Origin of the sequence: Candidatus Pelagibacter sp. HIMB1623 (assembly GCF_052047695.1) — a bacterium.
GTDB lineage: Bacteria > Pseudomonadota > Alphaproteobacteria > Pelagibacterales > Pelagibacteraceae > Pelagibacter.
The window spans coordinates 16,612-39,835 of sequence record NZ_JBNAJN010000005.1 but is presented as its reverse complement, the minus strand read 5'-3'; the positions used below and the strand labels follow the sequence as shown (position 1 = coordinate 39,835).

Genomic DNA, 23,224 nt, shown 5'->3' with positions numbered 1-23,224 from the left:
ATAAGTGCTTTATTTTTCTAAACTAAGAATCTTATTTGTAACTTTATTTTCTTTATTATTTATTTTAATTGCGTCATCAAATTTATTTAAGTTTGATGATAGTTTTTTTAATAAGAAAATAAACCTTGGTTTAGATTTACAAGGTGGTTCTTACCTTTTACTTGAAATTGATAATGAGCCTGTAATTGAACAAAAATTACAAAATTTAACAACCACTATTAGAAATTATTTCAAAGAGAAAAACATCAAAATTAATAATATTAAAATTGATAATCAAAATATTTTTTTCAATGTTGCTGATTTAGACAAACAAGCAGTACTAGATGTGTTTCAAGATGAAAATAGTGATCTAAATCCTTATTACCCAAGATTTAAATCACACCAACTTGACATTGAAGATAATGGTATCAATTTAAAAGTAAGTTTTTCAAGACAAGGCATAATCAATCTTAAAACTTCATCGCAAGATCAAGCTATAGAAATTGTAAGAAGAAGGGTAGATGAAGTCGGTACTAATGAACCAAATATTTTAAAAAGAGGTAATGATAGAATCCTTGTTGAACTTCCTGGGTTAGATGATCCTCAAAGAATTAAATCACTATTAGGAAAAACAGCAAATCTTACATTTAGATTTGTAACCAATGATGAAAGTGACAGATTTGGTGTTGAGAAGTTAAAATTTGAAGATGGGTTAGAAGAAGCAACAGTAAGCAAAAGAATAATCATCAGTGGTGAAAATCTATTAGACGCACAACCAAAAATGGACACTCAAAACAATCAAACTATTGTATCATTTACATTAGATAGAGTAGGTGCCAAAAGATTTGGTAAAGCAACATCTACTGGTATTGGAAAACAATTGGCCATTGTTTTAGATGGAAAAATAATTAGTGCACCTGTTGTTAGAGACACAATAGCAAGTGGGTCTGGACAGATCAGTGGTGGATTTACTTTCCAAAGTGCTACAGATTTAGCCTTATTATTAAGATCTGGAGCTTTACCAGCTCCTTTAGAGATTATAGAGGAAAGAACTGTAGGTCCTGATCTAGGACAAGATTCGATTAATGCAGGAATGATCGCTTTAGCCATAGGTTTTTTATTAGTTATTATTTTTATGTTTGTTAAATACAAAGTGTTTGGATTAATCACTAACGTAACATTAATAATAAATTTATTTTTATTACTTGGTATTTTAACTTTATTTGAAGCAACACTAACTCTTCCTGGTATAGCTGGTATAATTTTAACTGTTGGTATGGCAGTTGATGCAAATGTTTTAATCTTTGAGAGAATTAAGGAAGAACTTAAAGATGAAAGTAATAATATTTTAGCTTTTGATGGTGGTTACACAAAATCAAGAACAGCAATTATTGATGCAAATATTACCACTTTATTAGCAGCTATAATTTTATTTTTTATGGGGTCTGGTCCAGTAAAAGGATTTGCTGTTACTCTAGGTGTAGGAATATTTACAACTCTATTTTCAGTTTATTTTATAGCAAGATTGTTCACTAGTCTTTATGTGACAAGAAATAAAAATAAGGAAAAACTAATCTAATGATAGCCTTTAATAAATACTATAATCACTTTAACATACTATCTATACTTTTAATTACAGCATCACTTTTATTACTAATTTTTAAAGGTTTAAATTACGGTATAGACTTTAAAGGTGGAACATTAATTGAACTAAGGTCATCAGATAGCAAAATTAGCGTAAGTTCGTTGAGAGATAAATTTAATCAAATGGATTTAGGTGATGTTTCTGTTAAAAAATTTGGAAATGATACTGATTTTCTAATTAAATTTGAAAATAAAGATAATAAAAAAAATATTATTGAAGAAATTAAAAAGGATTTAGATAGTTCTTTTGGAAATAACTATGACTTTAGAAGAGTTGAAAACGTAGGTCCTAAAGTAAGCGCTGAATTGCTTAAAGCTGGTGTAATTGCTATTTCTTTATCTCTGGCTGTAATGCTAATTTATATTTGGATACGTTTTGAATGGCAATTTAGTTTAGGTGCTATTTTGGCTTTATTTCATGATGTAATTGTTACATTGGGAATTTTTTCATTATTTAGTCTTGAGATTAATTTATCAATTATTGCAGCTGTTCTAACAATTGTTGGTTATTCTATGAACGATACGGTTGTAATTTTTGATCGTGTTAGAGAAAATTTGAGAAAATATTCAGACATTAAAATTTTTGAATTAACAAATATTTCAATTAACGAAACTTTATCCAGAACAATAATAACCTCAGCTACAACATTGTTAGCTTTATTAGCAATATTCTTTTTTGGTGGTGAAATTTTAAAAGGTTTTTCTTTAGCAATGATACTTGGTGTTGTGTTTGGAACTTATTCTTCGATTTATATAGCTAATACAGTTTTAGTGAGATTAAGAGTGTCCCAAAAAACAGTCTTAAGAGAAGACGATAATAAAACAGTTTAATATAAGTTTTGAGCAGCTACCATTGAAAGTAACATTGGTAGAGATAAAAGTGTATTTGTTCTTGAAAATAACATTGCAGTTTTAGCAGACTTAGCTTTTGTTTCTGGATCAGCTTCAACTATTCCTAAAGCTCTTTTTTGGTTTGGCCATATCACAAACCAAACATTAAAAGCCATTACAATTCCTAACCACATACCAATTCCTATTGCTGTATGTTTTGGAACACCAGATCCAATACTAAAAGTCATAGCATCATGTAAATATCCATTTAACAGAGCTAAAATTAATCCTGAAAGAACAGTAAACGCAGCCGCCCATCTAAAATAAAATAATGCTGCAGGAGCAATTACTTTCCCAATAGCAGGTTTTTGTTCATCAGGTATTTTTCCCATATTTGGAATTTGAACAAAATTAAAATACCACAATAATCCTATCCACATTATTGCAACAACAACATGAATGTATCTAAATAACCAGCTCCAAAAAAGAGTATCGAATGCAATACCATCATTTAAATAGGAAAGACCTAAAAACAATATAATTGCTAATGCAAGCGATGCATGAATTGTTTTAGATAGTGATGATAATAAACTGCTCATGATTCTCAATAATATACACTAAATTTAGATTTTTTATAAGTTTTTATATTTAATATAAAAGAGGTTTTAAAAACTGGCCTGTGTAGCTTTCTTTCACTTTGCAAACTTCTTCTGGCTTACCTTCTGCAACAATTTTACCACCTTTAACACCACCCTCAGGACCCATATCGACAATGTGATCAGCTGTTTTTATAACATCTAAGTTATGCTCTATTACAACTACGGTGTTTCCTAATTTCACGAAGGTGTGAAGAATTTCTAGTAATTTTTTAATATCATGCTGATGTAGTCCAGTTGTTGGTTCGTCTAATATGTACATGGTTCTACCAGTTGATCTTTTTGATAATTCCTTAGCTAGTTTAATCCTTTGTGCTTCACCACCTGATAGTGTAGTGGCCTGTTGTCCAATTTTAATGTAACCAAGTCCAACTTTTTTTAAGGTTAATAATTTAGACTTAATATTTGAAATGTTTTCAAAATATTCACAACCTTCATCAACAGACATATCTAAAACATCGGCTATACTTTTTCCTTTAAACTTAATCTCTAAAGTTTCTCTGTTGTATCTTGTTCCTTTACACTCATCACACTGAATATAAACATCTGGTAAAAAGTGCATTTCATATGTAATAACACCATCACCTTCACATGCTTCACATCTACCACCCTTAACATTAAATGAAAATCTTCCTGGCTTATAACCTCTAGTTTTAGACTCAGGCAAACTAGTAAACCAATCTCTTATAGGACCAAAAGCTCCAGTATATGTTGCTGGGTTAGATCTTGGAGTTCTACCAATAGGGGATTGGTCGATATCAATAATTTTATCAATTAATTCTACTCCTTTGTAACCTTTAAAAGCTTTGGGGGTTTTTCTAGCTTTATTATTAAGTGTTAAATTTAATGCATGAAATAATGTTTGTAATACTAATGTAGATTTACCACTACCTGAAACTCCTGTTACACAAGTGAATGTACCTGTAGGAATTTTAAGGTTAACATTATTTAAATTATTTCCACTAGCACCATTTATTTCTACAAATCTACCATTCTTTGCCAATCGTCTAGTTTTAGGAATTTCAATTTTTTGTTTATTTGCAAGATACTGTCCAGTTATACTCTTCTTATCCTTTTTAAGTTCTTCATAAGTTCCTTGAGCTGTTATTTGACCACCATTCGTTCCAGCTTCAGGTCCAAGATCAATAATATGATCTGCATTTTCCATTGTTTCGGTATCATGTTCAACAACAATTACTGTATTTCCAAGATCTCTTAATCTTTTTAATGCATTAATTAATTTAACATTATCTTTTTGATGTAAACCAATTGATGGTTCATCTAAAACATACAATACTCCAGTCAAACCAGATCCAATTTGTGATGCCAATCTAATTCTTTGAGCTTCTCCACCTGATAAAGTTCCAGATTCTCTTGATAGTGTTAAATAATCTAAACCAACGTTAAGTAAGAAATTTAATCTTTCATTTATTTCTTTTAGGACATGCTCTGCAATTTTAAATTGCCTTTTATCCAAATTGTTTTCTAAACTTTTAAACCATTCGGCGGTATCATGAATTGATTTTTTAGTAACCTCACTAATATTTAAATCATTAATTTTTACACATAATGCCTCTTCTTTAAGTCTATCACCATTACAAGCTTCACATGCAGTATCAGATTGATATTCAGCTATTGCTTCTCTTTTCCACTCGCTATCAGATTCTAAGAAACGTCTTTCAAGATTATTAATTACTCCTTCAAAAGTTTTTTTATATGAATATTTTTCATATCCATCATCATAATTAAATTTAATTTCGTCCTCATCTGAACCATATAAAATTATATCTTTTATTTTTTTTGGAAGTTTTTTCCATTTTTCATCAAGAGAAAATTCATAATGCTTTGCAAGAGAAGCTAAAGTTTGCGCATAGTATAAAGTTGTCGATTTAGCCCATGGTTCAATTGCTCCATCCGCTAAACTTTTACGATCATCTGGAACTACTAAATTTGGATCTACATTTAATTTCATTCCTATACCTTCACATTCTTCACAAGCACCATAGGGACTATTAAATGAAAACAATCTTGGTTCTATTTCTTCTATAGTAAAACCACTTTCTGGACAGGCAAACTTTGTGGAGTAAATTAATTTTTCAATTTTTCTAAATTTTTGAGGAAGTGTTTCATCTTCGTATTCAACAAAAACTAATCCATTAGCTAAATTTACAGCTGTTTCTACACTTTCAGCCAATCTGTTTCCAAGTTTTGAATTAAGTACAATTCTATCAACTAGAATTGAAATATCGTGTTTTAATTTTTTATCAAGGTTAGGAGATTTTTCTATGTCGTATAATACATTATCAATCTTTATTTTTCTAAATCCACGTCTCTTATAGCTTAAAATATCTTTTTTATATTCACCCTTACGACCTCTAACTACTGGAGCATAAATATAAATTGTAGATTTTTTTGGTAATTTTTTAATTAAATCAACAATTTGAGTAATAGTTTGAGAGGTTATTGGCTTACCTGTAAAAGGAGAGTAGGGAATACCTGCTCTTGCATAGAGTACCCTCATATAATCATAAATTTCTGTAACAGTTGCAACGGTTGATCTTGGATTTTTTGAAGTGTTTTTTTGCTCAATTGCTATAGCAGGACTTAAGCCTTCAATTAAATCAACATTTGGCTTTTTCATTTTATCTAAAAACTGACGAGCATAAGCAGATAAACTTTCGACATATCTTCTTTGGCCTTCAGCATAGATGGTATCAAAAGCTAATGAAGATTTTCCTGACCCAGACAAACCTGTTATCACTACAAATTTATCTTTTGGAATCTCTACAGTCACATTCTTCAGATTGTGTTCTTTAGCGCCCTTAATAACTATCTTTTTCATCATATTTTTAGTTGCTTTGAGTCAATAAAATTAATATTCAGAAGAATTGTGATATAAATCTTATTAATTAATTTAACAAATAGTAAAATATTATGGCTGGAAGTTTAAATAAAGTATTATTAATTGGTCGTTTGGGCGCAGACCCTGAAATTAAACAAATGGTAAATGGCAAGAGTGTAGCTAGACTAAGTCTTGCAACCAGCCAAACATGGAAAGATAAAAATACTGGTGAAAGAAAAGAAAAAACTGAATGGCACCGTATAGTTGTATTCAATGAAGGATTGGTAAATGTTGTTCAACAATATTTAAAAAAGGGTGCTCAAGTTTATGTAGAGGGACAGCTCACAACGCGTAAATGGAAAGATGAACAATCTGGCCAAGATAAGTATTCAACAGAAATTGTCATACAAGGGTATAATTCTTCACTTACAATGTTAGGTGGAGGAAATACAGGTGGTGGAATTCAGAATGACACAACTCAACAAAATAATATTGAGGATTCTTCTCAGGTGTCAAATGACATGGACGACGAAATACCATTTTAATTTCTATGCAAAAAACTGAAGAACCAAAAGATAAGAACATTAATCTAATCTCTATGCATGACGAGATGAGCTCGTCTTACTTGTCTTATGCTATGAGTGTTATTGTAAGTCGTGCATTACCTGATGTAAGAGATGGATTAAAACCAGTTCATAGAAGAATTCTTTATGCAATGTATAAAGGTGGTTATGATTGGTCTAAACAATTCAGAAAATCAGCAAGAATAGTCGGAGATGTAATTGGTAAATATCATCCTCATGGTGATCAATCTGTATACGATGCATTAGTTAGGATGGTTCAAGATTTTTCAATGAGCTTACCTTTGGTTCAAGGGCAGGGTAATTTTGGATCCATAGATGGTGATCCAGCTGCTGCTATGAGATATACTGAAACAAGATTGTCAAAAGTTTCACAATTTTTAATTGATGATATCGAAAAAAATACGATTAGTTTTAAAAGTAATTATGATGAAACAGAGAAAGAACCTAGCGTACTACCTGCGCAATTTCCAAATTTGTTAGTTAATGGGGCTGGAGGTATAGCTGTTGGAATGGCAACTAGTATTCCTCCTCATAATCTTGGTGAGATAATTAATGGAACTTTAGCCTTAATAGAAAACAAAGATATTAAAATAAAAGAATTAATGAAACATATTCCAGGACCAGATTTTCCAACTGGAGGAGTAATAATCGGTAAAGATATAATTAAACAAGGTTACAACAATGGAAGAGGTTCTTTTAAAATTAGAGGTGAAGTATCAGTTGAAAGCTTAAAGAATGGTAGAGATAGATTGGTAATTACCTCAATTCCATATCAAGTAAATAAAGCGGTATTAAATGAAAGAATTGCACAATTAGTTAGAGAGAAGAAAATTGAAGGAATTAAAGATATAAGAGACGAGTCTAATAGAGAAGGTATAAGAGTTGCCATTGATTTGAGAAATGGTGTTGAACCAGAAACAATTAAAAGACAACTTTATAAAAACACTCAAATAGAGAGTTCTTTTGGTTTTAACACTTTAGCAATAGTAGAAGGAAAACCAAAAACATGTACATTAAAAGAATTTCTTTCTAATTTTTTATCTTTTAGAGAAGATGTAGTAATCAAAAAAACAAAATTTGATCTTCAAAAAGCAGAGGAAAGAGCTCATATCTTAATAGGTCTATCTGTAGCTGTAGAAAACTTAGATAAAATTATAAAAATCATTAGATCTTCTAAAACACCTGAGGATGCAAAAAATGCTATTCTTAAAACCAAGTGGAAAATAAACAAATCACAAAAATTAATTTCTTTAGTAGAAGGAAAAAAAGGTAAAAACGTTTATTCTTTATCTGAACCACAAGTTTTAGCTATTTTAGAATTAAGATTACAGAAATTAACGGCTCTTGGTATCAATGAAATTGAAGTTGAAATTAAAAAATTAGCTGAATTAATTGCAAAATATAAAAAAATTATATCGTCTAAAAAAGAGCTTTTGAGAGTAATAAGTGAAGAATTAAAAAATATTAAAGAAAAATTTGCTGTACCAAGAAGAACTAAAATTATTGATGCTGTATTAAATTACGACATCGAAGAAACAATCCAAAAACAATCTGTAATTATTACAGTAACTTTACAAGGTTACATTAAAAGAGGATCATTAAATAATGTTAAACAACAAAAAAGAGGTGGAAAAGGTAAATCTGGGATTACTACCAGGGATCAAGACTCTGTTATACAAACGCTTTCCGTAAATACACATACATCAGTTTTATTTTTTTCAACAGAAGGACTTGTTTATAAAATTAAAGCCTGGAAAATACCCGAAGGATCATCGGCTTCAAAAGGTAAATCCTTATTCAATATTCTTCCACTAAAAAGTCATCAATCTATTAGTTCAATTATGCCAATGCCTGATGAAGATACAGATTCAAAAAATTATCAAATTATTTTTGCAACTGCACAAGGTAAAGTTAGAAAAAATAGTTTAGATGATTTTTCTTCGATTAATGCTTCAGGAAAAATTGCAATGAAACTTGATAACAATGATAAAATTGTTGGAGTAAAAATTTGTAAAGATGATCAAGATATAATTCTAAGTACTAGATTTGGTAAATGTATCCGTTTCGAAGCTAGAAAACTAAGAGTATTTAAGGGAAGATCTTCAAAAGGAATCAAAGGAATTGAACTCGCATCTGGTGATCAAATTGTTTCATTATCCGTAATTGATAACGATAAATTAATTAAAAATGGAAAAAAATCAAAAGATGAAAAATCAGAATTAAAAGCAAAAGAAAAATTTGTATTGGCAATAAGCGAAAATGGTTATGGCAAAAAAACTTCTCATATTGACTACAGAGTTACTAATAGAGGAGGAAAGGGTATTATTGGAATTATAAATTCTCCAAGAAACGGAAATATAACCTCATCTTTTCCAGTTTTTGAAGGTGATGAAATTTTAATATCCACAAACAAAGGAAGAGTTATTAGAGTTGCGGTAAAAGAAATTAGAACTGCAAGCAGAAATACTCAGGGTGTAAGAATTATAAAATTATCTGGTGATGAAAAAGTTGTTTCTGCAATTAAAATTGATGATAATTTAATTTAATGAGTAAAATTGCAATTTATCCAGGAACTTTTGATCCAATTACCTATGGTCATATTGATGTTATCAAAAAGGCGTTAAAACTTTTTGATAAAATAGTAGTTGGTGTTTCTGATGTAAGTAATAAAAATTATTTATTTTCATCAGAGGAAAGAATAGAAATTGTTAATAAAGCTTTATTTAAGGATTTAAAATTAAATAAAAAAAAAATTATTGTTGTATCTTTTGGTTCACTAACTACAGATTTGTGCAAAAAATATAAATCAAATATCATATTACGTGGCTTAAGAGCTGTATCTGATTTTGAATATGAATTTCAACTTGCTGGAATGAATAGAAAGCTGAACCAAAATATTGAAACAATTTTTTTAATGTCAGATGTAGAAAATCAAATCATTTCATCTAGATTTGTTAAAGAAATTGTAAAATTAAATGGAAATATTAAAAAATTTACTACCAAAAGCACAATAAAATCTTTAAAAGAAAAATATGAATAGAATTTTATCGTACATATTTATTTTATTTTTTATTAGTGCAAATCAATTAATAGCTGAGGAGAATATAATGATTTTAAAACTAAAAGATGGTGATGTAAAAATTGAATTATTTGAAGACGTGGCACCAAACCATGTCAAAAGAATTAAAGAATTGGCTAACAGTGGAAAATATGACAACGTTGTATTTCATAGAGTGATCGATGGCTTTATGGCTCAAACAGGTGATGTTAAATTTGGAAATTCAGAATCTAAAGAATTTGACTTAAGAAGAGCAGGCATGGGTGGATCTGATATGCCCGATTTAGATCAGGAATTTAATAGTTTACCTCATGACAGGGGCACATTATCTATGGCTAGAGCTCAAGATCCAAATAGTGCAAACAGTCAGTTTTTCATTTGTTTTCAACCAGCACCTTTTTTAGACAGACAGTATACTGTTTTTGGTAAAGTTATTGAGGGAATGGAGTTTGTAGATAAAATTAAAAGAGGTGACCAAAATAACAATGGTGCTGTAACAGATCCTGATAAAATTATAAGTTTTAAATCTTTGTAAAATATTAAATGGCATTAAAAAATTTTGCCTTTAAAGTTTTAAATAAAGATAAATTTGCTAGACGTGGTGTTATAGAAACTCATAGAGGGGAGATTAATACACCAGCATTTATGCCTGTTGGCACACAAGCTACAGTTAAAGCTTGTACAATCGACGATATAAAGAAAACAGGATCAGAAATAATACTTTCCAATACCTATCATTTAATGATCCGTCCTGGTGTTGAAAGAATTGAGGCAGCAGGTGGTTTACATTCATTTATGAATTGTGAATTGCCAATACTCACAGACTCAGGTGGTTTTCAAGTAATGTCTCTATCAAAATTAAATAAAATAGATCGCGAAAAAGGCGCAATATTTAATTCACACGTTGATGGAAAAAAATTTTATTTAAGCCCTGAAGAAAGCATTAGAATTCAATTGGGCTTAAACTCAGACATTGTAATGATAATGGATGAGTGTCCAAAAAAAACTGAAGATTATAATTTAATAAAAAAATCTATGGATCTATCTTTGTATTGGGCTGAAAGATCAAAAAAGGCATTTGGAAATAATCCTCACAAAGCTTTATTTGGAATTATTCAAGGAGGATTATTTAAAGATTTAAGATTAAAATCACTTGAAGGACTTACAAAGATCGGATTTGATGGCTATGCTGTTGGAGGTTTGGCTGTAGGTGAAACTCAAGATGAAATGTTTGCTACTTTAGATGGTATTAAAGAACATTTGCCTGATGAAAAGCCTCATTATTTAATGGGAGTTGGTACACCTTCAGATATTTTAGGAGCTGTAAAAAGAGGTATAGATATGTTCGATTGTGTTCTTCCAACTAGATCAGGTAGAACAGGTCTTGCTTTTACTTGGAATGGAAGGGTAAATATTAAAAATAACAAATATCAACATGACAACACGTCGTTAGATCCTAATTGTGAAAATTTAAATTTAAATAAATATTCAAAAAACTATTTAAATCATTTGTTTAATACCAATGAAATATTAGCATCAATGCTATTAACGCTTCACAATATAAATTTTTATCAAGAATTAATGTCTGAAATCAGAAAAAATATTATGAATAATACATTCGATGAATTTCATGATAAATACATTGATAAGTTGTAGTTTTATTAGCTGTGCTATTATGTGTATAACTTTTGTATAAAAACCCCTCATTTATAACGAAATCTTTTTATAAAAATTACATTGAACGAATTGAAATATTAAAATTAATCTGTATACAAACCATATTCATTTTCATAAAAATGAATACTTTGTGGGCCGTTAGCTCAGTTGGTAGAGCAATTCCCTTTTAAGGAATGGGTCGATGGTTCGAGTCCATCACGGCTCACCATAATTGAATTATGCCGTTTCAATTGGTGGGTATTCTAAAATAACTTCATTCATTTTATCATTTAGATCTTTAATTCTATTGTCAGAAGAAGGGTGTGTACTCATAAATTCTGGAGGCTCTTTACCTTTATTAAGTTCTTTCATTCTTTCCCAAATTTTAACAGTTTCTCTTATGTCATATCCTGATAAAGATGAAAATATCATGCCTAAATAATCAGCTTCACTCTCTTGCTTTCTATTGAAAGGATTTAATAAACCAAGCTGAGTAATTAAACCTACAGTATTCATTCCAGTCGTTGTATTAACTTGAGATAATTTTCCTCCACTAAAAATATCAATTAACTGGGTGCTAGTATTAACGAGAGTGGCACGACTAGCTCTTTCAACTGAATGTTTTGCTACAGCGTGGGCAATTTCATGACCCATTACAGCAGCTAATCCATTAGTATTTTTTGTAGCTTCTAATATACCTGTATAAACTGCTATTTTACCTCCCGGCATGCACCAAGCGTTTCTAACTTTTTTTTTATCAATCAATATATATTCCCAATCAAAATATGTTGTTGGATCATCCAAACCTTCACGATCAAAATATTCTGAAATTGAATTTTCCATTTTTTTTCCAATTTCCTTAATTTCATTTAATGTTTTTGTATCATCACTCATCTTTTCTTTTTCTTTAATCTTTTCATAAATTTGAGCCGCTTGAGCATTTAATTTAGCTTCTGAAACTATTTTTAATTGTTTTCTCTCCGTAATAGGAGCTGTAGTGCAAGATGGAAGTATAAAGCTACAGCACCCACAACCAACAAAGGATAGAAATTTTCTTCTATTCATATCTTGCTAAAATTGTTATTATTATTCATGAATCTAAATAATAAAATATTATTAGTATTATTTATCATTGCAATAATTTTTGTTGTTTACGCTAGCTATAGTTAAAAACAAATATGTCAAAAAAAGGCACAAAAAAATCATTTTCATTAACTTTAAGAAATTATTTTATTGCTGGTGTTGTAGTTTTGATTCCAATTGGATTTACTTTATATTTAAGTAAAATCTTGATCGGAATTTCCTCTAATCTTATTCCAAAAAACATTAACCCTAATAGCTATTTGCCATTCAACATACCAGGTGTTGAAATAGTTATAACAATTATATTTATTACATTAGTTGGTGGTTTATCTTTATCATTTTTTGGTAAAAGAATTTTAAAATTAATAGATGATCTTTTTAAAAGAATTCCATTTCTAAGAACTGTTTATTCTGCAATTGTACAAATGACAGAAACGTTTTCCAAGAAGGATGATGGTAAAAAAAGTGTTGTCTTAATAGAGTACCCAAGAAAAGGTGTTTGGGCAGTTGGATTTGCTACTAAAGAAAACACAGGTGAGATGGCAGAAAAAACTAAAAAAAAATTGGTTAATGTGTTTGTCCCAACAACACCTAATCCAACTAGCGGTTTTTTATTAATGTTCCCTATAGAAGATGTTATCTATTTAAATATGTCATTTGAGGATGCTTCAAAATTTATAGTTTCTGCAGGAACCTCTACAAAATCCTAGGCAAGATCATTAATAATATCTGCACGATCATACAATTTAATTAATGCTTTAAATTTACCTAGATTTTCCTTATCTTTCTCAATTCTTTTAATTTCTTTTTCTGCAAGTATAAATAAGTCACTATTTTGAACTGGATCTGCTAATTTAAAATTTTTAATACCACTCTGTTTAAAACCAAGTATATCACCGTAACCTCTAATTTTTAAATCTTCTTCAGATATCACAAAACCATCATTTGTTTCCTTAAGTATATTAATTCTTTTTTTTGCATTTTCACTTAAGTTTGATTTAAACATTAAAATACATGTAGAATCTTTTTCACCACGACCAACTCTACCTCTTAATTGATGTAATTGAGATAAGCCAAATTTATTAGCATTTTCAATTACGATTACAGTGGCATTAGGGAAATCAATTCCAACTTCTATTATTGTTGTTGATACTAATATTTTAAATTTTTTATTCAAAAAATTTTTTAAGATTTCATCTTTTTCATCAACATCTGTCTTTCCATGAAGAATTAATACATTGTTTGGAAATATTTTTTTTAAATACTCAAATTTTTTAATTGCTGATGAATGATCTAGTTTTTTCGATTCTTCAATTAATGGACATACCCAAAATATTTGATTTCCTGAATTAATTTCTTTTTTAATAAACTTAATGACATCATCAATTTTACTTTCTAGTTTACTATAGGTTTTGATATTTTTTCTATTTTTAGGTTTTTCTCTAATAATAGATAAATCCATATCCCCAAATATAGTCATTGTTAAAGTTCTAGGTATAGGAGTAGCTGTCATTAACAGAACATCACAATCGCTACCACCTTTATCAGATAATTTTTTTCTTTGATTAACTCCAAATTTGTGTTGTTCATCTATAATTATAAGACCAAGCTTTTTGAATTTTACAGTTTTTTGAAACATAGCATGTGTACCAAATAATATATCAATCTCATTTTGCTTTAATTTATTTAAAATATTTTTTTTTGTTTTGCGCTCTGATTTACCAGAGATAAATTCAATTGAGTAATTTTTAGGAAAAAGTTGTTTTGCTAAAATAAAATGTTGTTTCGCTAAAATTTCAGTAGGAGCCATAAATGCTACTTGGAATCCTGAGTTTATTGTATTGTACGCAGCTAATAAAGAAACAATTGTTTTTCCACTACCAACATCACCCTGTAACAACCTAAACATTTTAGTAGATGATGATAAATCATTATTTATTTCTTGAAGTGATTTAATTTGATCTTTTGTAAGCGAAAACTTTAAATTATTAATTATATTTTGCTGTTTTTCTAAATTAATTAATTTATTTTTTTTTTTAATTTTTTTAATTTTTTTTCTAATTTCTGAATTAACTAAAAAGGTAGCAAATATTTCATCATAAGCTAACCTTTGATAAAAATTATCATTAAATTTACCGATATTTTCATATTTGTGTAATTCTTTAATTGCATCATTCCAGTTTATATTATTAAATTTTGAAATTATTTTATCTGAATGCCACTCATTTAGTTTTGGTAGTTTTTCAATAATTTGATTTATAATTTTATTATATATTTTTTCACTTATCCCTTCAGTTAAAGAATATTTATTGTGTACTTTCTTTATTAAACTTGAATCTTCTGAAATATATTTTGGATTTGTTAATTGGTATTTATTTTTATAAAAACCAATTTTACCACTCACAGTAATTTCTTTACCAAGAGGTAAAATTTTTTTTATATATCCCTCATAGCTATTAAAAAAAACACAATCAATTTCACCTGTCTCATCCGTACATTTAACTCTATTGGGTAATCTTCTTATTCTTGGAAATAAATATTTTTGAGGAATAATAGTTACCGTTTGATTTTCACCAATTTTGAGTTCATTAATTTTAACTGACAGGCTTCTATCCGTATATGTCTTAGGTAACTTCCATAATAAATCAAATATATTGTTTATATTCTTTTTTTTTAGTAAATTTTTTGTCTTAATCCCAACACCCTCTAAAGCGGTTAAATCTGATAATAAATATTTATAATTGGTTTTATCATCCATATTTAGTTAATATATTGCAAATATGAGTATCTACATAGATGAATTAAAGAAAAAAATTATTTATCGATCTATTTATCGTGGCACAAAAGAAATGGATAAACTTTTAGGTAAATTTGTTAAAAATTATATTAATAAATTGAATGAAAAAGAACTTAATGATCTTGAAAAATTGTTGAATATCGATGACACAAATTTATATAATTTTTATAACGGTTTTAAAACTGATTTTGAAATTGAGATTAACGAAGTAAGTAAAATGTTTAAAAATTTTAAATATTAAAAATTATGGCGGAGAGACTGGGATTCGAACCCAGGAAAGAGTTGCCCCTTTGCCGGTTTTCAAGACCGGTGCTTTCAACCGCTCAGCCATCTCTCCGTGAGCAAGGTTTTATAATTATAATTATTTAATTCAACCATAAAATAGTTTAATAAAACTATATAACGACTAATTCCATTTAATCTCATGAACAAAAATTTTAATAAAGGACTATTTCTTGCTGGTTTTGGTTCGTTTTGGTGGGGTTTTTTTGGAGTTCTATACTTTAAATATATTACTTTTATTGGTTATATTGAGCTAGTTATCCATAGATGTCTTTGGACTACATTAACTTTGTTAGTAACGACTTTTCTTTTTTCTAAATGGGATATTTTTTTTACAATAATCAAAAATAAAAAAAATTTAATCTATTTATTTATATCTGGATTTTTAATTTTTATGAATTGGGGTGTATGGATATATGCAATAGCAACAGATAGAATTATCGATGCAAGTTTTGGTTATTTTATTATGCCAATATTAAGTGTTCTTTTGGGATATATTTTTTTTCAAGAAGTTTTAAATAAAAAAAGAATATTTTCAATCATCTTGGTTGTTATATCAATTTTATATTTAGTGTTCTTTAATATGAAATCTTTACCTTGGGTAGGGTTGCTCGTAGCATTAAGTTGGGGATTTTATAATTTGGTAAGAAAAAAGATTAATGTAGATACAGATATAGGTTTATTAGTTGAAAGTTTATTTATTCTTCCAATTGCAGTCGTAGCTTTTTATTTTATCACAATTAATGGACATAATGATTTCAACTTATCAAACCCACCGATGATGCTTTTAATATTTTTGGCAGGCCCTATGACAGTAATTCCTTTATTTTTATATGTGAGAGGTGTTGAGCTTTGTGGGCTAGGGCCTACAGGTATGATATTTTATATAACACCAACTCTTCAATTTTTATTAGGTTATTTCTACTACGATGAGCTTTTTTCATTGGAAAAATTAGTTAGTTTTATTTTAATTTGGATTGCTGTAATCATATATTTAAAAGATTTATATGAAACTAATTAAATTAATATTAATTTTATTTTTACTAAATCAATTAAACTCTCATGCAGATATCAATTTAGAATTTGAAAATTGGAAGCAAAAATTTAAAAAAATTGCTCTTAATGATAATATTTCAGAAGCTACTTTTAATATGGTTATGAAAAATACAAAATATTTACCAGATGTAATTAGGTATGACAGATATCAACCAGAATTTTATGAGGACACCAAAACTTATATTTCCAAGAGAACATCTGATAAAAAATTATCAATAGGTAAAAATTTTTACTCAGAAAATTCCGATTTAATTAATATGGTTGAAAATAAATTTGAAATAGAAAAAGAGCTTTTGTTATCATTAATGGGTATTGAAACGAATTTTGGAACATATTTAGGTAAAATGGACATTTTATCTTCCTTAGCTACTTTAAGTTTTGATAAAAGAAGATCAGAATTTTTTACCAATGAACTTCTAACACTTTTAAAACTTATAGAAAATAATCGTATTGACCATAAAACATTATATGGTTCATGGGCGGGCGCATTTGGTTTTTTTCAATTTATGCCATCTACAATGAAAAATTATGCAATTGATTATGATAATAATGGATATATCAATCTTAAAGGCAATTTTGATGCTTATGCGTCAGCTGCAAATTATCTTAAAAAAATTGGATGGGACAATCAAAAACCATGTTTTTATAAAATAGATTTGTCTGAGAATGTTCCAAAAAAATATTTAAATATTTCAGCAAAAAGAATTCATGAAAAAAAAAAATTAATTTCTTTCAGAAAATATATTCAAAATAATTCTGACATTCCAAGTAAATTTGATAATTTAGATGCTGCTATTATTACTCCAGATAAAGATATTATACCTGATGCTGAGACATTAAATCCTGCATATGTTGTATTTGATAATTATGAAGTTATTTTAAAATGGAATAGATCATTGAGGTTTTCGCTTGCAGTTTGTACATTAAAAAATAAATTTAAAAATGAACTATAAGATTGTAATTTTTTCTCTTTATTTAATTTTTGTCTCAGGATGTAAACAAGTTGAAAATACCACTAAAAAAGAAATAAATATTGAACCAAAATTTGAAAAAAAAGAAGTAGAAATAAAAAAAACTGAAAAAGAATTAAAAAAAGAAAAAGAAAAAGTAATTGAGGAAGATGATACAAATTACATTTTTGATAGAGATTATAAAAATCAAGGTTTTGCTTTAATATATAATGAAGATTTGTTTACAGGTCAAAAAATAGATAATAATTCTCTTTCTATTTTTCATAAGAAAATCAAAAAAAATTCCTTTGTAAAAATTACAAATCCATTTAATGATCTAAGTATTACTGCAAAAGTAGTATCAAATAAAATAGATTATCCTGAGTTTTATAATTCAGTTATTACTCAAAGAATTGTTGAAGAGTTATCAATTGATATAAATGAACCATACATAGATCTTTCATTAATTTCAAACGATTCAACTTTTATAGCAAAAAAAGCTAAAACTTATGATGAAGAAAAAATGGTAGCAGAAAAAGCTCCAGTCGATGGTATTATCATTGATAACTTAGGAACTATAGAAAAAAAAGATATTAAAATCATAAAGAAAAGTTTTTTATACTCAATTGTAATAGCTGATTTTTACTTTAAAGATTCAGCGGAAATCATGCTCAATAGAATAAAAGAAGAAACAAATATTAATAATCCAGTCATTAAAAAGTTATCTCAAACAAAATATAGGGTATTATTAGGTCCATTTAATGATATAAAAAAACTTGAAGAGTCATTTAATGAAATTAAACCACTTAACTTTGAAAATTTGAAAATTCTTAAAGATGTTTAAACTTTTTTTATTTTTTTTAATATTAATTTTAAATTTTGGAAATATTTCTCATGCTAATTTTGAAGTCAAAGCAAAAACAGCAATCATTCAAGATTATAATTCAGGAGAAATCCTTTATGAAAAAGAAGCAGATCTATCTATTTATCCAGCTTCTATGACTAAAATAATGACCTCTATAATAGCATTTGATTTAATAAAATCAGGTGATTTATCTATGGATGAAAAATTTATTATTTCTGAAAAAGCATGGAGATTATCTACTTCAGGTTACTCATCTATGTTTATAATGGTCGGAGATCAAGTGTCTGTTGAAAATCTTCTTAGAGGAATAATTGTAGCTTCTGGAAATGATGCATGTATCGCTTTAGCGGAAGGCATAGCTGGAACAGAAGAAGAGTTTGCAATTTTAATGACTGCTAAAGCAAAAGAACTAGGAATGGAAAATACAAATTTTACCAATTCATCAGGAATAAATCATCCAGATAATTATTCTACGGTTCGTGATATTCTTATAATGTCCAGATATTTAATAAAAGAGCATCCAGAATATTACAAGATGTTTGCTGAGAAAGAGTTTACATGGGATAGAACTGGTGGAGACCCAATAACTCAAGGTAATAGAAACCCACTTCTTTATAAAAATTTAGGTGCTGATGGTATTAAAACTGGATACCTTGCAGTAGAAAAATATTCACTTGCTTCATCAATTAATAGAAATGGAAGAAGGCTAATTGCAGTTGGCAGCGGTTTTGTTTCAAAAAATGCAAGATCTAGAGAAAGTGCAAAAATGCTTACTTATGGATTAACAAATTTTGATTTAGTTAAAATAGCTGAAGCTAACAAAACATTTGATAAAATTGATGTTTGGTTAGGTAAAGATAAAAATGTTGAAGTTTATACTTCAGAAGATGTCTATAAAACTATAAAGAAAGCAAAAAAGAAATTATTAAAAGTTTCTGTAAAATATGTTGGTCCAGTCGAAGCACCAATTAAAAAAGATCAAAAAATTGCAAAATTAAGAGTTGTATATGATCAAGAATTAGTTGGTGAATATGATTTATTAGCAAGTAAAGAAGTAAAAAAAGTTAATTTTTTCTCAAGATTGATTAAATCACTTAATTATTTAATCTGGGGTGATGTCTAAAAAACCAGTTATTGTCTTTGAAGGAATAGAGGGCAGTGGCAAAAGTCATCATATCTCAAATGTCTCTAAACATTTAGATAAAAAGAAAATAGACTATATTAAAATTAGAGAACCTGGAGGAAGCAAAAATTCTGAAAAAATCAGAAAATTACTTCTGAATAAAAATTCTAATTTTAACAATAATACTGATCTCTTATTAATGCTAGCTTCAAGGAGCGAAAACATTAATCTTATAAAAAAAAATTTCAGAAAAAAAATAATTCTTATTGATAGATTTACAGATTCTACAATAGCTTATCAGCATTATGGAATGGGTATTGATATTAAATTAATAAATACAATTAATAATTTTTTATTAAAAAAAATAAAAATTGATTTTACATTTCTAAATATTGTAAACAAAAAAAATCTATTTTTAAGATTAAAACAAAGAAAATCATTAAATAGATATGATAAGTTTGATATGAGATTTTATAACAAAGTTCAAAAAGGTTTTTTAAAATTAGCTTTTAAAAAAAAATCTTACAAAATAATTAATTCAAATTTAAATATTAAAATTAATGAAAATTTAATTATTGATCAAATAAATAAATTAATTAAATGAATATTAACCCTTCTTCACAAATTTCGTTATATGGTCATAATATCTTATTTGATAAATTCATAGAACTTATTCAAAAAGATAAATTACCTAATAAAATTCTTTTATCAGGAGAAAAAGGGTTGGGAAAATGCACATTAGCTTATCATCTTGTTAATTTTGCTTTATCTAAAAATGAGGCTAACCCTTATGATCTTAATAATTTCAAAATATCGACCGAAAATAAATCTTACTTACTTGTCCAAAATCAATCTTGTCCAAATTTTACACTAATCGACGTAGAGCAGGATAAGAAAAATATTGATATTAATCAAATAAGAGAATTGATTAATAATCTTAATAAATCTTCATTTAACTCCAAACCAAGATTTGTTCTTATAGATAATATTGATTTATTAAATGTAAATTCTGTAAATGCTTTACTTAAAATTTTAGAAGAACCTAATGACAATATTTTTTTTATTTTAATTAATAATAACAAAAAAGTTTTACCAACTCTTAAATCTAGATGTATAAATTTTAAGGTTTTTTTATCATCAAAAGATTCTATTGAAATAGCTAGTAAAATTTTAAAAAAAAAAATAAATGATTTAATTAACTTTGATCTATTAGATAGTTATAAAACCCCTGGTCAATTAATTGACCTGATTGTATTTTCTGAAAACTATGAGATTGATATGAAGAATATAATTTTAAAAGAATTTTTGCTTAAATTTATAAATGAGAAGATTTATAAAAAAGAAAAAAAATTAAATCATTTAATTTATTCTTTTATTGAAGTTTATTTTAGAAAGAATATATCATCATCAAACATTAGCTTATTAAATTTTTATAAATATTTTTTAAAAAAAATTAATAATACCAAGATTTATAATTTAGATGAAGAAACTCTTTTTTTAGAATTTGAAGATAAAATATTAAATGGATAAAACTTTTTATATAACAACTCCAATTTACTATCCTTCAGCAAAACCACATATGGGTCATGCTTATTCGAGTATTGTGGCAGATTTTTTTGCTAGATTTAAAAAAATGGATGGTTTTAATGTTCATTTTCTTACTGGCACTGATGAACATGGATTAAAGATTCAAAGATCAGCAGAAAAAGTAGGTGAGGATCCATTAAAATTTTGCGATAAAATAAGTCAAACATTCAGAGATCTATCCAATACTCTAAATTTATCTAATACTGATTTTATACGTACAACTGAAACAAGACATAAGAAAACTGTTCAATATCTTTGGAATGAACTAAAAAAAAATGATGATATTTATTTATCTAAATATTCTGGTTGGTACTCAGTTTCTGACGAGGCTTTCTATAATGAAGATGAAATAGAAGAATTAGAGGGTAAAAAAATAGCAATTTCCTCAAAATCTCCCGTAGAATGGATTGAAGAAGAGTCTTATTTTTTTCGATTATCTAAATGGGAAAAGCCATTGTTAGATTTTTATAATTCTAATCCTGATTTTATATCTCCTGAATCTAGAAAAAATGAAGTGATTAGTTTTGTCAAAAGTGGCCTTAAAGATTTATCAGTAAGTAGAAAAACTTTTTCTTGGGGAATACCTGTTCCTGATGATAAAAATCATGTTATCTATGTATGGTTAGATGCGCTTACTAATTATATAAGTGCATTAAATTACCCAGATGACAATGATGATTTATTTAAACAATTTTGGCCAGCATCTATTCATTTAATTGGAAAAGATATTCTTAGATTTCATGCAGTTTATTGGCCTGCATTTTTAATGGCTGCAAAAGTGGATTTACCCAAAAAGGTTTATGGACATGGTTGGATTTTGTCAGGTGAAGAAAAGATGTCAAAATCAAAAGGTAATATTTTAGATCCTTTGGAAATAATTGAAAAGTATGGACTAGATCCCCTTCGATATTATTTAATAAAAGAAGTATCCTTTGGTAATGATGGCAATATATCTCAAGAAAGATTAGAGGACTGTATAAATAGTGATTTAGCTAATAACTTTGGAAACTTATGTCAACGTGTATCTGCATTTGCAATTAAAAACTGTGAAAGTAAAATTCCTTTGGAAGTTAAATTTAATGAGAATGATTATAAAATATTAAATAGATATAAAGATAATATAGATTTAATTAGATCAAAAATAGAGGAACAAAATATAAATTTTTATATTGATTTTATTGTAAATTCTTTATTTGAGGCCAATAAATATTTTAATGATCAAGAACCTTGGAAAAAAAAAGACGACAAAATAAGATTAAATACAATTGTATATACAACTTTAGAAGTAGTAAGAAAAATTAGTTTTTTATTGTATCCCATAATACCCGATTCATCACTAAGAGCGTTAAAAATATTTGATATATCAGAGGAGCAAATAAAATTTTCTACTGTTGCAGAAAATGAGTTTCTATCTAAAGGTGATAATATTCACAAAATAGATATTTTATTTAAAAAAATTGAAAAAAAAAATGATTGATTCACACTGTCATCTTGATCATGAACCATTATTTAGCGATCTAGAAAATATAATCAAAAGATCGAAAGAGGTAGGGATTGAAAAATTATTAACTATCTCAACCTCTTTAGAAAGTTTTTCAAAAATAAAAAATATTTTAACTAAAGATAAAATAATTTATGGAACTATTGGTATTCATCCACATGAAAGTTCAAAAAATTCAATTGACTCAAAGGAAATAGTTAAAAATTTAACTGAAAATGAGAAAGTAATTGGAATTGGAGAGACTGGGTTAGATTTTTACTACGATAATAGTGATAGAAATATTCAAATTTCTAGTTTTCGTGAACATATTGATGCTTCTATTGAAACAAATTCTCCATTAATAATTCATTCTAGAAATGCAGAGGAAGAAACTTTTGAAATATTAAATGAATACAAAAATAAAAATCTTAAAATTTTAATGCATTGTTTTACAGGTTCTTTAGGATTTGCGAAAAAACTTCTAGATTTTAATTCTTATTTTTCAGCTAGTGGAATTATTACTTTTAAAAATTCGTTAGATCTACAGAATACATTTAAATCAATTCCATTGGAAAACTTGTTAATAGAAACTGATAGTCCTTTTTTAGCACCAGTTCCAAATAGAGGTAAAAAAAATGAACCATCATTCATTAGTTTTACAGCCTCAAAACTTGCAGAAATTAAATTGATTGAAAAATCTAAACTTGTCAAGATAACTACAAATAACTTCAATAAACTTTTTTTTAATTAA

General features: G+C 27.5%; 21 protein-coding genes and 2 tRNA genes. 18 read left to right on the top strand and 5 right to left on the bottom strand.

Annotated elements, in window-relative coordinates; translation table 11 throughout:
- The first annotated feature begins 4 nt into the window (after nt 1-4).
- Together secD and secF are read left to right on the top strand one after the other, a co-directional pair.
- The gene (secD, locus tag ACTTBN_RS02905; RefSeq protein ID WP_262589218.1) at nt 5-1,558 is read left to right on the top strand and encodes a protein translocase subunit SecD; all 1,554 of its coding nucleotides are present in this window, start codon (nt 5-7) and stop codon (nt 1,556-1,558) included.
- Nucleotides 1,558-2,454, top strand: a complete 897-nt coding sequence (gene secF / locus ACTTBN_RS02900) for a protein translocase subunit SecF (RefSeq protein WP_440680895.1) — start codon at nt 1,558-1,560, stop codon at nt 2,452-2,454. Before secD ends, secF begins: the two co-directional genes overlap by 1 nt.
- On the opposite strand, the gene ACTTBN_RS02895 is transcribed toward secF, so the two are convergent.
- Nucleotides 2,451-3,053, bottom strand: a complete 603-nt coding sequence (locus ACTTBN_RS02895) for a urate hydroxylase PuuD (RefSeq protein WP_262589216.1) — start codon at nt 3,051-3,053, stop codon at nt 2,451-2,453. The genes secF and ACTTBN_RS02895 overlap by 4 nt on opposite strands.
- Nucleotides 3,054-3,102: 49 nt before the next feature.
- Nucleotides 3,103-5,955, bottom strand: a complete 2,853-nt coding sequence (gene uvrA, locus ACTTBN_RS02890; protein ID WP_440680894.1) for an excinuclease ABC subunit UvrA — start codon at nt 5,953-5,955, stop codon at nt 3,103-3,105.
- 89 nt (nt 5,956-6,044) lie between these two features.
- Here uvrA and ssb point away from each other — a divergent pair, with 89 nt between their 5' ends.
- From ssb to ACTTBN_RS02860, 6 genes are all read left to right on the top strand, one after another.
- Nucleotides 6,045-6,497, top strand: coding sequence for a single-stranded DNA-binding protein (gene ssb, locus ACTTBN_RS02885; RefSeq protein WP_262589214.1), 453 nt, complete (start codon nt 6,045-6,047; stop codon nt 6,495-6,497).
- Between the two features lie 5 nt (nt 6,498-6,502).
- The gene (gyrA, locus tag ACTTBN_RS02880; RefSeq protein ID WP_440680893.1) at nt 6,503-9,082 is read left to right on the top strand and encodes a DNA gyrase subunit A; all 2,580 of its coding nucleotides are present in this window, start codon (nt 6,503-6,505) and stop codon (nt 9,080-9,082) included.
- Nucleotides 9,082-9,576 (top strand): pantetheine-phosphate adenylyltransferase, encoded by a 495-nt coding sequence (gene coaD, locus ACTTBN_RS02875; RefSeq protein ID WP_262589212.1) that lies wholly within the window; start codon nt 9,082-9,084, stop codon nt 9,574-9,576. Before gyrA ends, coaD begins: the two co-directional genes overlap by 1 nt.
- Nucleotides 9,569-10,129 (top strand): peptidylprolyl isomerase, encoded by a 561-nt coding sequence (locus ACTTBN_RS02870; RefSeq protein WP_440680892.1) that lies wholly within the window; start codon nt 9,569-9,571, stop codon nt 10,127-10,129. Before coaD ends, ACTTBN_RS02870 begins: the two co-directional genes overlap by 8 nt.
- A gap of 8 nt (nt 10,130-10,137) precedes the next feature.
- Entirely contained in the window at nt 10,138-11,250 is a 1,113-nt protein-coding gene (tgt, locus tag ACTTBN_RS02865) for a tRNA guanosine(34) transglycosylase Tgt (RefSeq protein ID WP_440680891.1), read from the top strand.
- Between the two features lie 153 nt (nt 11,251-11,403).
- Nucleotides 11,404-11,479 (top strand) — tRNA-Lys (locus ACTTBN_RS02860).
- An 8-nt stretch (nt 11,480-11,487) separates the two neighbouring features.
- Here ACTTBN_RS02860 and ACTTBN_RS02855 read toward each other — a convergent pair.
- Nucleotides 11,488-12,315 (bottom strand): M48 family metallopeptidase, encoded by an 828-nt coding sequence (locus tag ACTTBN_RS02855; protein ID WP_440680890.1) that lies wholly within the window; start codon nt 12,313-12,315, stop codon nt 11,488-11,490.
- 113 nt (nt 12,316-12,428) lie between these two features.
- On the opposite strand from ACTTBN_RS02855, the gene ACTTBN_RS02850 reads away from it, so the two are divergent.
- Nucleotides 12,429-13,043 carry a DUF502 domain-containing protein gene (locus ACTTBN_RS02850; protein WP_440680889.1) on the top strand — a complete coding sequence of 205 codons (615 nt, stop codon included), beginning with the start codon at nt 12,429-12,431 and terminating at the stop codon, nt 13,041-13,043.
- Here the strand turns inward: ACTTBN_RS02850 and recG are convergent.
- The gene (gene recG / locus ACTTBN_RS02845) at nt 13,040-15,091 is read right to left on the bottom strand and encodes an ATP-dependent DNA helicase RecG (RefSeq protein ID WP_440680888.1); all 2,052 of its coding nucleotides are present in this window, start codon (nt 15,089-15,091) and stop codon (nt 13,040-13,042) included. The genes ACTTBN_RS02850 and recG overlap by 4 nt on opposite strands.
- A 22-nt stretch (nt 15,092-15,113) precedes the next feature.
- Between recG and ACTTBN_RS02840 the strand changes: the two genes are divergently transcribed.
- Nucleotides 15,114-15,371 carry a succinate dehydrogenase assembly factor 2 gene (locus tag ACTTBN_RS02840; protein ID WP_440680887.1) on the top strand — a complete coding sequence of 86 codons (258 nt, stop codon included), beginning with the start codon at nt 15,114-15,116 and terminating at the stop codon, nt 15,369-15,371.
- Nucleotides 15,372-15,377: 6 nt separating this feature from the next.
- Here the strand turns inward: ACTTBN_RS02840 and ACTTBN_RS02835 are convergent.
- A tRNA-Ser gene (locus ACTTBN_RS02835) sits at nt 15,378-15,467 on the bottom strand.
- Between the two features lie 87 nt (nt 15,468-15,554).
- Here ACTTBN_RS02835 and rarD point away from each other — a divergent pair.
- Genes rarD through ACTTBN_RS02795 form a run of 8 tightly spaced genes read left to right on the top strand, consistent with a single transcriptional unit; the run spans nt 15,555 to nt 23,224 of the window.
- On the top strand, nt 15,555-16,433 hold the full coding sequence (gene rarD / locus ACTTBN_RS02830; protein WP_440680886.1) for an EamA family transporter RarD: 879 nt from the start codon (nt 15,555-15,557) through the stop codon (nt 16,431-16,433).
- Nucleotides 16,420-17,421 (top strand): lytic murein transglycosylase, encoded by a 1,002-nt coding sequence (locus ACTTBN_RS02825; protein WP_440680885.1) that lies wholly within the window; start codon nt 16,420-16,422, stop codon nt 17,419-17,421. Before rarD ends, ACTTBN_RS02825 begins: the two co-directional genes overlap by 14 nt.
- The gene (locus tag ACTTBN_RS02820; protein ID WP_440680884.1) at nt 17,411-18,262 is read left to right on the top strand and encodes a hypothetical protein; all 852 of its coding nucleotides are present in this window, start codon (nt 17,411-17,413) and stop codon (nt 18,260-18,262) included. The genes ACTTBN_RS02825 and ACTTBN_RS02820 overlap by 11 nt, the downstream gene beginning before the upstream one ends.
- Nucleotides 18,255-19,406 carry a D-alanyl-D-alanine carboxypeptidase family protein gene (locus tag ACTTBN_RS02815; RefSeq protein WP_440680883.1) on the top strand — a complete coding sequence of 384 codons (1,152 nt, stop codon included), beginning with the start codon at nt 18,255-18,257 and terminating at the stop codon, nt 19,404-19,406. Before ACTTBN_RS02820 ends, ACTTBN_RS02815 begins: the two co-directional genes overlap by 8 nt.
- On the top strand, nt 19,399-20,010 hold the full coding sequence (tmk, locus tag ACTTBN_RS02810; RefSeq protein WP_440680882.1) for a dTMP kinase: 612 nt from the start codon (nt 19,399-19,401) through the stop codon (nt 20,008-20,010). Before ACTTBN_RS02815 ends, tmk begins: the two co-directional genes overlap by 8 nt.
- Nucleotides 20,007-20,936 carry an AAA family ATPase gene (locus ACTTBN_RS02805; protein WP_440680881.1) on the top strand — a complete coding sequence of 310 codons (930 nt, stop codon included), beginning with the start codon at nt 20,007-20,009 and terminating at the stop codon, nt 20,934-20,936. The genes tmk and ACTTBN_RS02805 overlap by 4 nt, the downstream gene beginning before the upstream one ends.
- Nucleotides 20,929-22,470, top strand: coding sequence for a methionine--tRNA ligase (metG, locus tag ACTTBN_RS02800; protein WP_440680880.1), 1,542 nt, complete (start codon nt 20,929-20,931; stop codon nt 22,468-22,470). Before ACTTBN_RS02805 ends, metG begins: the two co-directional genes overlap by 8 nt.
- Entirely contained in the window at nt 22,463-23,224 is a 762-nt protein-coding gene (locus tag ACTTBN_RS02795; protein ID WP_440680879.1) for a TatD family hydrolase, read from the top strand. Before metG ends, ACTTBN_RS02795 begins: the two co-directional genes overlap by 8 nt.

Bases quoted from the DNA above. Each gene is read 5' to 3' on its own strand.
- secF (WP_440680895.1), top strand. From the start codon at position 1,558: ATGATAGCCTTTAATAAATACTATAATCACTTTAACATACTATCTATA.
- ACTTBN_RS02895 (WP_262589216.1), bottom strand. From the start codon at position 3,053: ATGAGCAGTTTATTATCATCACTATCTAAAACAATTCATGCATCGCTT.
- uvrA (WP_440680894.1), bottom strand. From the start codon at position 5,955: ATGATGAAAAAGATAGTTATTAAGGGCGCTAAAGAACACAATCTGAAG.
- ssb (WP_262589214.1), top strand. From the start codon at position 6,045: ATGGCTGGAAGTTTAAATAAAGTATTATTAATTGGTCGTTTGGGCGCA.
- gyrA (WP_440680893.1), top strand. From the start codon at position 6,503: ATGCAAAAAACTGAAGAACCAAAAGATAAGAACATTAATCTAATCTCT.
- coaD (WP_262589212.1), top strand. From the start codon at position 9,082: ATGAGTAAAATTGCAATTTATCCAGGAACTTTTGATCCAATTACCTAT.
- ACTTBN_RS02870 (WP_440680892.1), top strand. From the start codon at position 9,569: ATGAATAGAATTTTATCGTACATATTTATTTTATTTTTTATTAGTGCA.
- tgt (WP_440680891.1), top strand. From the start codon at position 10,138: ATGGCATTAAAAAATTTTGCCTTTAAAGTTTTAAATAAAGATAAATTT.
- ACTTBN_RS02855 (WP_440680890.1), bottom strand. From the start codon at position 12,315: ATGAATAGAAGAAAATTTCTATCCTTTGTTGGTTGTGGGTGCTGTAGC.
- ACTTBN_RS02850 (WP_440680889.1), top strand. From the start codon at position 12,429: ATGTCAAAAAAAGGCACAAAAAAATCATTTTCATTAACTTTAAGAAAT.
- recG (WP_440680888.1), bottom strand. From the start codon at position 15,091: ATGGATGATAAAACCAATTATAAATATTTATTATCAGATTTAACCGCT.
- ACTTBN_RS02840 (WP_440680887.1), top strand. From the start codon at position 15,114: ATGAGTATCTACATAGATGAATTAAAGAAAAAAATTATTTATCGATCT.
- rarD (WP_440680886.1), top strand. From the start codon at position 15,555: ATGAACAAAAATTTTAATAAAGGACTATTTCTTGCTGGTTTTGGTTCG.
- ACTTBN_RS02825 (WP_440680885.1), top strand. From the start codon at position 16,420: ATGAAACTAATTAAATTAATATTAATTTTATTTTTACTAAATCAATTA.
- ACTTBN_RS02820 (WP_440680884.1), top strand. From the start codon at position 17,411: ATGAACTATAAGATTGTAATTTTTTCTCTTTATTTAATTTTTGTCTCA.
- ACTTBN_RS02815 (WP_440680883.1), top strand. From the start codon at position 18,255: ATGTTTAAACTTTTTTTATTTTTTTTAATATTAATTTTAAATTTTGGA.
- tmk (WP_440680882.1), top strand. From the start codon at position 19,399: ATGTCTAAAAAACCAGTTATTGTCTTTGAAGGAATAGAGGGCAGTGGC.
- ACTTBN_RS02805 (WP_440680881.1), top strand. From the start codon at position 20,007: ATGAATATTAACCCTTCTTCACAAATTTCGTTATATGGTCATAATATC.
- metG (WP_440680880.1), top strand. From the start codon at position 20,929: ATGGATAAAACTTTTTATATAACAACTCCAATTTACTATCCTTCAGCA.
- ACTTBN_RS02795 (WP_440680879.1), top strand. From the start codon at position 22,463: ATGATTGATTCACACTGTCATCTTGATCATGAACCATTATTTAGCGAT.